The sequence below is a fragment of the Priestia sp. LL-8 genome, from assembly GCF_036227845.1.
GTDB lineage: Bacteria > Bacillota > Bacilli > Bacillales > Bacillaceae_H > Priestia > Priestia zanthoxyli.
Window position 1 is genome coordinate 95,001 of the sequence record NZ_JAZAQH010000001.1, and the last position, 13,587, is coordinate 108,587.

A 13,587-nucleotide genomic window follows, 5' to 3' on the forward strand; every position below is an offset into this window, starting at 1 on the left:
ATAGTCAAAGTCAGAAGGAGGGGGCAGCGTGCCAAATATCTCTGACATTATCGAACAGTATTTAAAACAAGTACTTGAATTAAGTGAAAGAGAAATTGTTGAAATAAGGCGCAGTGAGATTGCTGATAAATTTCAATGCGTTCCGTCGCAAATTAATTACGTTATCAATACCCGTTTTACAGTTGAGAGAGGTTATCTTGTGGAAAGTAAGCGAGGCGGCGGCGGCTTTATTCGTATTGCCAAAGTAAAAATGCATGATGCAGCGGATTTGTTTCAGCAAGTAATTGAGATGATTCAAAATGAAATTTCACAAGTAAGTGCTGAAAACGTCATTATTAGGTTAGTTGAAGAAAAAGTCATCACAGAACGAGAAGCAAAAATCATGTTGAGTGTTATCAATCGTTCAGTTATTAATATTGAACTTCCTTATCGTGATGAGCTAAGGGCTAATCTTTTAAAAGCAATGCTTAATTCATTACGCTACCGATAAGCTCATGATCTATTTTATTTAGAACAGGGAGTGATGACAGGATGATTTGTCAGCAATGTGAAACGAGACCTGCAACTCTTCACTTCACAAAAATTATTAATGGTGAAAAGACGGAGATGCATGTATGTGAACAGTGCGCTTCAGAAAATGGAGATACATTTTCTTTTTCAAATCAGCAAGGTTTTTCGATCAATAACTTACTAGCTGGCCTACTTAACCTAGATCCAGCAGTAACTGAAAATTATAAGAAACAAAGTCAGGAGATTCTTTCTTGTCCTACTTGTGGCATGACATATCAAAAATTTGCTAAAATCGGCAGGTTTGGATGTGCAGATTGCTACAAAACATTTGAGCGACCTCTTATTCCTTTCTTGAAGAGGCTGCATGGAGGTAATTATCTACATCATGGAAAAATACCAGCAAGAATTGCAAGTAATCTTCATTTAAAAAAGGAATTACAGGCATTAAGATTGAACTTAAAAGAGTATATCGAAAAAGAGGAGTTTGAGAAAGCAGCGGAACTCCGAGATCACATTCGATTACTAGAAAAGAAGATGAACGAATCGAGAGAGGAGGAAGCGTAATTCATGTCCCAGGATTTGTTCTTTTCCCAGCCTGTTAGCTCTTGGATGCGTCAAGAAGCTTCAAATTCAGATATTGTTCTAAGTAGTCGAATCAGGCTGGCTCGAAATTTAACTCATTATCTTTTTCCAACTCTCTTTTCTAAAGAACAAGCAGTTGAAGTGGTTCGAGTATTCGAGCAAGTTTTTCAAAAAAGCGAGAACACCAATCAGTGGAATTTGCATTTACTAAAGATGAACGAATTACAGCCTCTTCAAAAGCAAGTGTTGGTTGAAAAGCATCTTATCAGTCCTAACTTGGCTGAAGGAGATAACAACGGAGCTTGTTTTTTATCAGAAAAAGAAGATTTGAGTATTATGGTTAATGAAGAAGATCATTTACGCATACAATGTTTATTTCCAGGCCTTCAATTATCTGAAGCTTTAAGCACAGCGAATAAAGTAGATAATTGGATTGAGAAATACGTAGATTATGCGTTTGATGAAAATAGAGGGTATTTAACCAGCTGTCCCACAAATGTGGGTACTGGGCTACGTGCATCTGTGATGATGCATCTGCCGGCTTTAGTGATGACCCGTCAAATTCATCGTATTATTCCCGCTATTAACCAGCTCGGCTTAGTGGTGAGAGGAATTTATGGAGAAGGTAGCGAAGCTTTAGGGAATATCTTTCAAATTTCTAATCAGATAACCTTAGGGAAATCTGAAGAAGATATTGTGGCAGATTTAAATAGTGTCGTACAGCAGTTAATTACACAAGAGCACTCTGCACGAGACGCGCTGTTTAAAACATCTCATGTAGAGTTAGAAGATCGAGTGTATCGTTCATATGGAGTATTGGCCAATAGCCGTATTATTGAGTCCAAAGAAGCTTCACAATGTTTATCAGATGTTCGATTAGGAATCGATTTAGGGTATATAAAAGGACTGAGTCAAAATATATTGAATGAACTTATCATTATGACGCAGCCAGGCTTTTTACAAAAGTATTCGGGAGGGCCCCTAAAGCCTCAAGAACGTGACATTAAAAGAGCCACCTTAATTCGAGAACGTCTCACTATAAATAAAAACACAAATTAAACGTGGAGGGTGACGATTATATGATGTTTGGTAGATTTACAGAGCGCGCACAAAAAGTATTAGCTTTAGCACAGGAAGAAGCACTACGCCTAGGTCACAACAACATTGGAACGGAGCACATTTTATTAGGCATCGTTCGTGAAGGTGAAGGAATTGCAGCAAAAGCTCTTTCCGCTCTAGGCCTAAGCACTGAAAAAATTCAAAAAGAAGTGGAAGCATTAATTGGCAGAGGCCAAGAATTAACGCAGACCATTCATTATACACCTCGAGCGAAAAAAGTCATTGAACTTTCAATGGATGAAGCCCGAAAGCTTGGTCATTCTTATGTAGGAACAGAACATATCTTACTAGGCTTAATTCGTGAAGGTGAAGGCGTTGCAGCACGCGTTTTAAATAATCTAGGTGTTAGCCTAAATAAAGCTCGTCAGCAAGTACTTCATTTATTAGGTAGCAATGAAGCTGCTTCAAGTCATCAAGGCGGAGGCTCTTCAAATGCCAATACACCTACGCTAGACAGCTTAGCACGCGATTTAACAGTTGTAGCGCGCGAAGGAAGCTTAGACCCTGTTATCGGACGTGGGAAAGAAATTCAGCGTGTTATCGAAGTGTTAAGCCGACGTACAAAAAACAATCCTGTATTAATTGGGGAGCCAGGTGTCGGTAAAACGGCAATCGCTGAAGGTTTGGCTCAGCAAATCGTCAACAATGAAGTTCCAGAAATTTTACGTGACAAACGCGTTATGACTTTGGATATGGGAACGGTCGTGGCTGGTACAAAATATCGCGGAGAATTTGAAGATCGCCTGAAGAAAGTAATGGATGAAATTCGTCAAGCAGGTAATATCATTCTCTTTATCGATGAGTTACACACATTAATTGGTGCTGGTGGCGCAGAGGGCGCTATCGATGCTTCTAATATTTTAAAACCGTCTCTTGCTCGTGGAGAACTTCAGTGTATCGGTGCTACGACTTTAGATGAATACAGAAAATACATTGAAAAAGATGCAGCGCTAGAGCGTCGCTTCCAGCCAATTCAAGTGGATGAACCAACGTTGGAAGAGTCTATTCAAATCTTAAAAGGGCTTCGTGACCGTTATGAAGCGCATCACCGAGTATCTATTTCTGATGAGGCAATCGAGCAAGCGGTGAAACTATCAGATCGCTACATTTCAGATCGTTTCTTACCGGATAAAGCAATCGATTTAATTGATGAAGCTGGTTCAAAAGTGCGTTTACGTTCATTTACAACGCCGCCAAATTTAAAGGAATTAGAGCAAAAATTAGAATCAGTACGCAATGAAAAAGATGCGTCTGTTCAAAGTCAAGAATTTGAAAAAGCAGCATCTTTACGCGATACAGAACAACGCCTACGCGAAGAATTAGAAGACACAAAGAAAATTTGGAAAGAGCAGCAAGGTAAGGAAAACTCAGCTGTAACCGTAGAAGATATTGCGATGGTGGTATCTAGCTGGACGGGTGTACCGGTCTCTAAACTGGCACAGGAAGAGACAGAAAGACTGCTGAACATGGAAGAGATTCTTCACTCTCGTGTAATTGGGCAAGAAGAAGCGGTAAAAGCAGTTGCAAAAGCTGTGCGCCGTGCTAGAGCAGGCTTGAAAGATCCAAAACGTCCAATTGGTTCATTCATTTTCTTAGGACCAACAGGGGTTGGTAAAACAGAGCTTGCACGTGCATTAGCGGAGTCAATCTTTGGCGATGAAGATGCAATGATTCGTATCGATATGTCTGAGTACATGGAGAAACATTCTACTTCACGCTTAGTAGGTTCACCTCCAGGATATGTTGGATACGAAGAAGGCGGCCAGTTAACGGAAAAAGTGAGAAGAAAACCTTACTCAGTTGTTCTTTTAGACGAAATTGAAAAAGCGCATCCGGATGTATTTAACATTTTATTACAAGTGTTAGAAGATGGACGCTTAACGGATTCAAAAGGTCGTACAGTTGATTTCCGTAATACGATTTTAATTATGACATCAAACGTAGGTGCGGATACATTAAAACGAAGCAAGCACTTAGGGTTCACAGTAGAAGCGGAAGGGCAAGACTACAAAGATATGAAAGGAAAAGTAATGGCGGAAATGAAGCGCGCGTTCCGTCCGGAGTTCCTAAACCGTATCGATGAAATTATCGTCTTCCATTCATTAGAGAAACCTCACTTAGCTGAAATCGTTAAATTAATGGCTGATCAGTTAACAAAACGCTTAAAAGAGCAAGAAATTGATCTTGAATTAACAAAAGAAGCAATTGATAAGATTGCAGAGGAAGGTTTTGACCCAGAATACGGTGCTCGTCCACTTCGTAGAGCAATTCAAAAACATATTGAAGACCGTTTATCTGAAGAGCTGCTAAAAGGGGTTGTTCAAAAAGGTCAGAAAGTGACGCTAGATGTAGACAAAGGAGAATTTGTTGTTAAATCCTCCGCTCCAAGCAGCATCAGCTAAATTTACTCAAACCAAGACGAGGCATACGAAAAAACACGTATGCCTCCCTTTTTATTTTAGCTTAGGAAATAGTGTACAATAGAGATAGAAATCGATTGAATGAACGGAGAGATTGATAACATAATGGCGAAACGAAAAACAAAATTTGCATGTCAGCATTGCGGATATGAATCCGCAAAATGGATGGGGAAATGTCCCGGATGCGGAAGCTGGAATTCGATGGTGGAAGAAATGGAAGAAACGAAGTCATCACGCCGAGGAGCTTTTTCCGGAGCTACTGCTTCTAAAGTTCAAAAACCTCAGTCAATTACAGCGATTGAATCTACAACAGAACCACGGATTTTTACACCTTCTGCAGAGTTAAACCGTGTATTAGGAGGCGGTATTGTCAGAGGGTCACTCGTTTTAATAGGGGGAGATCCGGGTATCGGAAAGTCTACTTTACTTTTGCAAACCTCCGCGCAGTTAGCAATGAAACAAAATAAAGTACTATATATTTCGGGAGAGGAATCAACCAAACAAACGAAGTTAAGAGCGGACAGGCTAGGTGTAAAAGCTGAAGAGCTTTATGTTCACGCAGAAACAAACTTGGAATTAATACTAGAAGCCATCTCAAGCATGCAGCCTGATTTTGTGGTGATTGATTCAATTCAAACCATTTACCATGCTGATGTGACATCAGCGCCAGGAAGCGTCTCACAGGTGCGAGAGTGTACGGCTGAACTAATGCGTGTTGCTAAAACAAATGGCATTGCCATCTTTATTGTGGGTCATGTAACGAAAGAAGGGGCCATTGCGGGTCCAAGACTTCTTGAACATATGGTGGATACGGTTCTTTATTTTGAAGGAGAGCGTCATCATACGTATCGTATATTAAGAGCGGTTAAGAACCGATTTGGATCTACAAATGAAATGGGCATTTTTGAAATGAAAGAAAGTGGGCTAGAAGAAGTATTGAATCCATCTGAAATCTTTCTAGAAGAACGGTCTCAGGGAGCAGCAGGGTCGGTTGTTGTCGCTTCAATGGAGGGAACAAGACCCGTATTAGTAGAGCTGCAGGCGCTAATCAGTCCAACGAGCTTTGGAAACCCTAGAAGAATGGCGACAGGAGTAGATCATAATCGCGTTTCGCTTATCATGGCTGTCTTAGAAAAGCGTGTAGGAATGCTGCTGCAGAATCAAGATGCTTATTTAAAAGTAGCAGGTGGAGTGAAATTAGATGAACCAGCAATCGATTTAGCTGTAGCCGTTAGCATTGCTTCAAGCTTCAGAGATGCTGCTTCTAGCGCTACAGATGTTATTGTAGGAGAGGTAGGATTAACAGGCGAAGTACGCCGAGTGTCTAGAATTGAACAGCGCGTTCAAGAAGCGGTAAAATTAGGGTTCCAACGAATTATTATTCCGGAGAAAAATTTAGGAGGATGGAAAGTCCCAGATGGTATTGATGTGATTGGGGTATCAACAGTAGCGGAGGCTCTGCAATATACATTAGGAGGATAAGCAGTGGAAGGAGAAAAAACAACAGTTAGTCAAAAACAAATATCAGAAATTCTGCAGTTTGTAGCACCAGGAACCCCTATTCGTGACGGTATCGATAACGTCTTGCGGGCAAAGACGGGCGGCTTAATTGTTATGGGCTACAATGAACAAGTCAAAAAGATGGTAGATGGAGGATTTTCCATTAATTGTGCATTTACACCTGCGCATTTATACGAGTTAGCCAAAATGGATGGAGCGCTTATTTTAAACGACAGCGGAAGCAAGATATTGTTTGCTAATGCTCAGCTCATGCCAGATCCCTCTACCCCTTCTTCACAGACAGGAATGCGTCACCGTACAGCGGAGCGCGTAGCTAAGCAGTCAGGTGTATTGGTGATAGCCATTTCACAAAGACGGAATGTGATTACGCTTTACAAAGGGTCTCTGCAGTATGTATTGAAAGACATTAGCGTTATTTTAGCAAAAGCGAATCAAGCGCTTGGAACCCTTGAAAAGTACAAGGCGGTATTAGATGAATCGATTACAAGTCTCAGTGCATTAGAGTTTGAAGAGCAAGTAACTCATACAGATGTGCTGCAGTCGCTTCATCGTACAGAAATGGTTTTGCGTATTAAAAATGAGATTTTGAGCTATATTAGCGAGTTAGGAACAGAAGGAAGGCTAATCCGTCTCCAAATGAATGAACTGCTTTCTCACTTAGAGGAAGAAGCAACTTTATTAATCAAAGATTATATGTATGACCTCAGCTTTGACCCTTACCGAGTAATTGAACGCATGCAGCAGCCGTCAAATAATGTTCTTCTCGATGACCAAACGCTCCTTCGCTTAATGGGATATCCTATGTATACAAGCTTTGAAGACAGCGTTATTCCTAGAGGGTATCGAATGCTTCATAAAATTCCAAGACTTCCATCGATTATTATTGAAAATCTCATTGATGAATTAGGGGATTTAAAAACGATAGCAGATGCGTCGGTAGAAGAATTGGATGAGGTAGAAGGCATCGGTGAAATTCGAGCACGGAAAATTAGAGAAGGCCTAAAAAGACTAAAAGAGCAGCATCTTACAAACCGTCAGCTATAGGATATTAATTGACATTAAATGTTTGATTCATTAAGATATTGTGAAAATACAAAAAAAGTGACAGTTTGTTTACAAATTCTGTTTTTTGGTTAAATAACAGGTTTCAATCATTGTAAACTGTTTATAATGATAAAGGGAGGTGAAGGCGTGTTAAAACGTTTTGTACAGTTATTTTTTATTATTACAGGTGGTACATTGGGCGTCTTTTTTATACCTGAACTTATTCAATTATTAAATCTGCAAGATGTAGCATTTCTAGAAAAACCTTACGTCGATGCAATACTGGGAGCTATTTTGTTTTTCCTTGTCACGTTTTGGATTGTTGATTATATAGTTGAATTAATTCGCCGAGTGGAAGAGGCGTTACTGAAGGCGCCTGTAACGGATGTACTTTTTGGTAGCTTAGGATTGATTTTAGGGCTTATTGTAGCCTACTTGGTCGGAGCTTTTTTAGGCAGAATTCAACTTCAAGTAGTAAGTACCATTTTACCAATCTTTCTAAGTATTCTTTTAGGTTACTTAGGGTTTCAAGTCGGCTTTAAAAAACGTGATGAGCTTGTGAACGTGTTTTCGATGCCATCTCGAATTGGGAAGAAAAAAGGGCAAGAAGAAGAAGCAGATAATGAAGAATCACTAAAGTCTCTTAAAATTTTAGATACAAGCGTTATTATTGACGGTCGTATCGCAGATATTTGTCAAACAGGATTTTTAGACGGAACGATTGTTATTCCGCGCTTTGTGCTTGAGGAACTTCAGCATATCGCTGATTCGTCGGATGTTCTAAAACGAAACAGAGGTAGACGAGGTCTAGATATTCTAAACCGTATTCAAAAGGAACTGGCAATGAAGGTAGAAATTTATGAAGGCGATTTCGAAGACATTCAAGAAGTGGACAGTAAGCTGGTCAAATTGGCAAAGCTGACTTCCGGGTTGGTCGTTACAAACGACTTTAATTTAAATAAAGTATGTGAACTTCAAAATGTCGGCGTCTTAAATATTAATGACTTAGCAAATGCCGTTAAGCCAATTGTGCTTCCGGGAGAAGAAATGAATGTGTTGGTTATAAAAGACGGTAAAGAGCATAATCAAGGTATTGCCTATCTTGATGACGGTACAATGATTGTGGTAGAAGAAGGAAGAAATTACATTGGAAAGCAAATTGATGTACTGGTGACGAGCGTACTCCAAACCTCAGCAGGCCGTATGATTTTTGCGAAACCCAAGTTATTAGAAAAAGCACTGTGACGTAACAGGTAAAGGGAGTATACCTATGAAGTATGAAATTATCGTTTTAGCTGCAGGGCAGGGGAAGCGAATGAAAGCGGGGCGGAACAAACAATTTTTAACTATTCAAAACGTTCCGCTTATCATTCATACGCTGCAAAAATTCGAACAAGATCCTTGGTGCAGTGGAATTGTACTAGTTGTAAACAAAAAAGAAGTGGCGATTTTTGAAGAGTTATTAACCGAATATCCAATTCAAAAGGTTCAATCATTGACAGTTGGAGGCGATGAACGTCAACATAGCGTTTATAACGGCCTTAAAAATCTAAAGCAGGCTCAGATGGTATTAATTCATGATGGCGCTCGACCATTTGTTCAACAAAACACAATCCATGAGTTAGTAGAAAAAGCTGCTAGTGATAAGGCTGCTGTACTGGCTGTTCCAGTAAAAGACACAATTAAGCGTGTGGAACAGGGGACTGTCATTGAAACAGTTGAGCGCTCTAGCTTGTGGGCTATTCAAACGCCGCAGGCTTTTCTTTTTGATGTAGTAATGGATGCACACGAAAAAGCAAAAACAAATGAATACTTAGGCACCGATGATGCAAGCTTAGTAGAAAAAGCGGGGCAAAAAGTATCGATTGTAGAGGGAAATTACGATAATATAAAACTAACAACACCAGAAGATTTGTTATATGCAGAAGCTATATTAACAAAGCTAAACACAGCTAAAGGAGTGGAAAAATGAACATTCGAGTAGGACAAGGTTTCGACGTACATGAATTTGCAGAAGGAAGACCTTTAATCATCGGCGGTTTAGAAATTCCGTATGAAAAAGGATTATTAGGCCATTCAGATGCAGATGTGCTGTTGCACACAATCGCAGATGCCTTATTAGGAGCGGCGGCTAAAGGAGATATCGGAAAGCATTTTCCAGATACAGACCCTGAATTTAAAGATGCTGATTCAGCAAAGCTTCTTCAACATGTATGGAAACTGCTAAAAGATGAAGGCTATGAATTAAGCAATGTAGATTGCACGATTATCGCGCAAAAACCTAAAATGGCTCCTTATATTGAACCAATGAGAGAGCGCATTGCGCAGCTGTTAGAAGCAAGCATTTCTCAAATTAACGTCAAGGCAACAACAACAGAAAAGTTAGGTTTTACGGGACGTGAAGAAGGAATTGCCGCCCAAGCAGCCGTTTTAGTTTATCAAAAATAAAAACAGTTGACTTTGACAGATACCTAATTGGTGATAAAATTAGAACATGTCTAAAACATATAAATACATACTATAAGTAATATTAAATTGGAGGTCATCTTAGTTATGTCAAGCGAAGTAAGAGTTCGTTATGCCCCGAGTCCAACTGGACATCTTCATATAGGGAATGCAAGAACAGCACTATTTAATTATTTATTTGCACGAAATCAAAACGGTAAATTTATTATCCGTATTGAAGATACAGATCAAAAGCGTAATATCGAAGGCGGAGAAGAAAGTCAGCTGCGCTATTTAAAATGGTTAGGTATTGAATGGGATGAGAGTATCGACGTAGGCGGCGAGTACGGTCCTTACCGCCAGTCTGAACGTACGGAAATCTATCAAAAATATACGGAAGAACTTCTTGAAAAAGGATTAGCTTATCACTGTTACTGTACGTCGGAAGAGCTTGAAAAAGAGCGTGAAGAACAGCAGGCGAACAGTCAAATGCCGCGCTATTCAGGTAAGTGCCGTAACTTAACAGCTGAACAGCGTGCTGAACTAGAAGCAGAAGGCCGTGAGCCAAGCATTCGCTTCCGTGTTCCTAGTAACACAGAAATTAAGTGGAATGATATTGTCAAAGATGAAGTATCATTTGAGTCTGAAGGCATTGGTGATTTCGTTATTGTGAAAAAAGACGGTACACCAACATATAACTACGCTGTAGCCATTGATGATTATCTAATGAAGATGACGCATGTTCTACGCGGAGATGACCATATTTCTAATACACCGAAGCAAATTCTTGTGTATGAAGCTTTAGGCTGGACGCCTCCTGTATTTGGTCATATGACATTAATCGTAAATGAAAATCGTCGCAAGCTAAGTAAACGTGATGAGTCAATCATTCAGTTTATTGAGCAATATAAAGAATTAGGCTACTTGCCGGAAGCACTGTTTAATTTTATTACAATGCTTGGCTGGTCACCTGTGGGAGAAGAAGAAATCTTCTCTAAAGAACAGTTTATTGAAATTTTTGACCCAGCTCGTTTATCAAAATCTCCAGCACTATTCGATACAAGCAAATTACGTTGGATGAACAACCAATACATGAAACAACTGGATTTAGACGAGGTAGTAGCTTTATCAGTTCCTCACTTAGTGAAAGCTGGAAAAGTTGAAGAAACGCGCGATGCAGAAACAGAACAATGGGTACGTGACTTAGTCGCTCTATACCAAGAACAAATGAGCTTTGGCGCTGAGATTGTTGAACTTACTGAAATGTTCTTTAAGAAAGAAATTGATTACAGTGAAGAAGCAAAAGCAGTGCTTGGTGAAGAGCAAGTACCAGAAGTGCTAAAAGCATTTGCTGAAGAGATTTCTTCTTTAGAAGAATTCAGCGCTGATGAGATTAAGGCAGCAACAAAAGCTGTACAAAAAGCAACAGGTCAAAAAGGTAAAAAACTATTTATGCCAATTCGTGTAGCAACAACAGGCGAAACACACGGTCCAGAGCTTCCAAAAGCTATTTCCCTTTTAGGGAAAGAAACAGTTCTAGCTCGTTTAGAAAGCATTTATAGTTAACAAATTTCTATTTTGCCCATATGATACAGTAATCAAATATGGATATCGTTGAGAAGGAAGAGTAGGCAAGTTCATTGCATATCAGAGAGGGTTATCACCGGCTGAAAGTAACCTATGACAAAACTTGTTGAAGTGCGCCTTTGAGTCTTTTGTTGAATGCTACTAAGTAAGTAGGCAAAAGCGGGTACTTTCACGTTATGAGAGAAGAGTTGGGATTGTTTGTTGATCCAAACAGAGTGGAACCGCGTATATACGTCTCTGTGTCATTTGACATAGGGACGTTTTTTTATACAATCAATGAGTAGATAGAGGAATAGCGGAATTGGGGTGAGATGATGCTAAAGTTGTTAAAGGAAGACATTGAGGCCATATTTGAACAAGATCCTGCAGCAAGAAGTTATATTGAAGTGATATTAACCTATTCGGGGTTGCATGCTATTTGGGCACATAGATTAGCTCACGGGCTTTTTAAAAGAAAGTGGTTTTTTCTGGCACGTGTAATCTCACAAATTAGCCGATTCTTCACAGGGATTGAAATTCATCCGGGTGCGAAAATTGGCCGCCGATTTTTTATTGATCACGGAATGGGAATTGTTATTGGGGAAACGTGCGAAATTGGAGATAATGTAACCGTATATCAAGGAGTAACACTCGGAGGAACAGGGAAAGAAAAAGGAAAGCGTCACCCGACGATTGAAGACAATGTCTTAATTGCAACAGGTGCTAAAGTGCTAGGGTCGATTACGATTCATGCGCACTCTAAAATTGGAGCAGGCTCAGTTGTGTTAAATGACGTCCCAGAAAACTCAACGGTTGTTGGTATCCCTGGCCGAGTCGTCATTCAAAATGGCGTCCGGATTCCAAAAGATTTGAATCATCAAGATTTGCCAGATCCAGATGCAGAGCGTTTCAAGCAGCTAGAGAAAGAAATTTTACATCTGCAAAATCAATTAAAGGAATTAAAAGAAGGGAAGATCCATCATGGCAATTAAGCTATATAACACGTTAACACGTCAAAAAGAGACGTTTGTACCGCTAGAAGAAAACAAAGTTAAAATGTATGTGTGCGGGCCAACTGTATATAACTATATTCATATTGGAAATGCACGTCCTGCGATCGTATTTGATACGGTGCGCCGCTATTTAGAATTTAGAGGCTACGACGTAGAGTATGTTTCAAACTTCACAGATGTGGATGATAAATTAATTAAGGCAGCAAAAGAGTTAGGAGAAGATGTTCCAACGATCGCAAACCGCTTTATCGATGCCTACTTTGAAGATACATCAGCCCTTGGGTGCAAGCATGCCGATGTGCATCCACGCGTAACTGAAAATATGGATATCATTATTGAGTTCATCGACGAATTGGTGAAAAAAGGCTATGCATATGAGTCAGAGGGTGATGTATACTATCGTACACGTAAGTTTGAGGGATACGGAAAATTATCACATCAATCTATTGATGAATTGCAATCCGGTGCTCGTATCGAAGTTGGAGAAAAGAAAGAAGACCCATTAGACTTTACGCTTTGGAAAGCAACCAAAGATGGAGAGATTGCTTGGGATAGCCCTTGGGGTCAAGGTAGACCAGGCTGGCATATTGAGTGCTCAGCAATGGCACGCAAGTATTTAGGTGATACAATTGATATCCATGCAGGCGGTCAGGATTTAGCTTTTCCTCATCACGAAAATGAAATTGCCCAATCAGAAGCCCTAACTGGGAAATCGTTCGCGAAATATTGGCTTCATAACGGATATATCAATATTGACAATGAAAAGATGTCTAAATCACTAGGGAACTTCGTGTTAGTTCATGACATTATTAAAAAGCATGATCCTTCTCTACTTCGATTCTTTATTTTATCTGTTCATTATCGTCACCCAATTAACTATAACGAAGAGATTTTAGAGAATACACGCAAAGGGTTTGAGCGTCTGCAAACAGCTTACGGCAACTTAACTCACCGCCTAGAAGCAGCAACAAATCTTCAAGAAGATGCTTCAGAATGGTTTGAGAAGCTAAAAGAGCTTCGCGAAACGTTCATTGAAGAGATGGATGATGATTTTAATACGGCAAATGCTATTTCTGTTCTGTTTGAGCTAGCAAAGCAAGCTAACTTGTATTTATTAGAACAAACAACGTCTACAGATGTAATTGAAGCCTTTGTTAAAGAGTTTGAAGAGTTAGGTGCTGCAATAGGCATTACGTTTGGAGAAGCTGGACTTCTAGACGAAGAAATTGATCAATTGATCCAAGATCGTATTCAGGCTCGTAAAGATCGTAATTTCCAATTAGCAGATCAAATTCGAGATGAATTAAAGGCTAAAAATATTATTTTAGAAGATACGGCGCAAGGAACAAGATGGAAAAGAGGATAAT

At 39.7% G+C, this 13,587-nt stretch carries 12 protein-coding genes and 1 other annotated feature; all 12 genes read left to right on the forward strand.

Translation table 11 applies throughout. The features are described from left to right. Positions 1-28 precede the first annotated feature (28 nt). The 12 genes from U9R83_RS00515 (at position 29) to cysS (ending at position 13,586) form a co-directional block, all read left to right on the forward strand. Positions 29-490: a CtsR family transcriptional regulator gene (locus tag U9R83_RS00515; RefSeq protein ID WP_013054895.1), complete on the forward strand. Its 462-nt coding sequence runs from the start codon at positions 29-31 to the stop codon at positions 488-490. 41 nt (positions 491-531) lie between these two features. Then, entirely contained in the window at positions 532-1,074 is a 543-nt protein-coding gene (locus tag U9R83_RS00520) for a UvrB/UvrC motif-containing protein (protein WP_014462042.1), read from the forward strand. A gap of 3 nt (positions 1,075-1,077) precedes the next feature. Continuing rightward, positions 1,078-2,151 carry a protein arginine kinase gene (locus tag U9R83_RS00525; RefSeq protein ID WP_013054897.1) on the forward strand — a complete coding sequence of 358 codons (1,074 nt, stop codon included), beginning with the start codon at positions 1,078-1,080 and terminating at the stop codon, positions 2,149-2,151. A 20-nt stretch (positions 2,152-2,171) separates the two neighbouring features. Beyond that, a complete protein-coding gene (gene clpC, locus U9R83_RS00530; RefSeq protein WP_014462041.1) occupies positions 2,172-4,613 on the forward strand; it encodes an ATP-dependent protease ATP-binding subunit ClpC in 2,442 nt (813 codons plus the stop codon). A 123-nt stretch (positions 4,614-4,736) separates the two neighbouring features. After that, a complete protein-coding gene (gene radA / locus U9R83_RS00535; RefSeq protein ID WP_013054899.1) occupies positions 4,737-6,113 on the forward strand; it encodes a DNA repair protein RadA in 1,377 nt (458 codons plus the stop codon). 3 nt (positions 6,114-6,116) lie between these two features. Next, the gene (gene disA / locus U9R83_RS00540; protein ID WP_013054900.1) at positions 6,117-7,196 is read left to right on the forward strand and encodes a DNA integrity scanning diadenylate cyclase DisA; all 1,080 of its coding nucleotides are present in this window, start codon (positions 6,117-6,119) and stop codon (positions 7,194-7,196) included. Between the two features lie 147 nt (positions 7,197-7,343). Next, entirely contained in the window at positions 7,344-8,441 is a 1,098-nt protein-coding gene (locus tag U9R83_RS00545) for a PIN/TRAM domain-containing protein (protein WP_014462040.1), read from the forward strand. Between the two features lie 25 nt (positions 8,442-8,466). Beyond that, a complete protein-coding gene (gene ispD / locus U9R83_RS00550) occupies positions 8,467-9,168 on the forward strand; it encodes a 2-C-methyl-D-erythritol 4-phosphate cytidylyltransferase (RefSeq protein ID WP_014462039.1) in 702 nt (233 codons plus the stop codon). Beyond that, positions 9,165-9,644 (forward strand): 2-C-methyl-D-erythritol 2,4-cyclodiphosphate synthase, encoded by a 480-nt coding sequence (gene ispF, locus U9R83_RS00555; RefSeq protein ID WP_013054903.1) that lies wholly within the window; start codon positions 9,165-9,167, stop codon positions 9,642-9,644. Before ispD ends, ispF begins: the two co-directional genes overlap by 4 nt. A gap of 105 nt (positions 9,645-9,749) precedes the next feature. Next, positions 9,750-11,207: a glutamate--tRNA ligase gene (gene gltX, locus U9R83_RS00560; RefSeq protein ID WP_042992398.1), complete on the forward strand. Its 1,458-nt coding sequence runs from the start codon at positions 9,750-9,752 to the stop codon at positions 11,205-11,207. A gap of 39 nt (positions 11,208-11,246) precedes the next feature. Next, positions 11,247-11,470: a binding site (T-box leader), on the forward strand. Between the two features lie 72 nt (positions 11,471-11,542). Beyond that, positions 11,543-12,199 carry a serine O-acetyltransferase gene (gene cysE, locus U9R83_RS00565; RefSeq protein WP_013054905.1) on the forward strand — a complete coding sequence of 219 codons (657 nt, stop codon included), beginning with the start codon at positions 11,543-11,545 and terminating at the stop codon, positions 12,197-12,199. Further along, entirely contained in the window at positions 12,189-13,586 is a 1,398-nt protein-coding gene (gene cysS / locus U9R83_RS00570) for a cysteine--tRNA ligase (RefSeq protein ID WP_014462036.1), read from the forward strand. Before cysE ends, cysS begins: the two co-directional genes overlap by 11 nt. The last annotated feature ends 1 nt before the right edge of the window (position 13,587 follow it).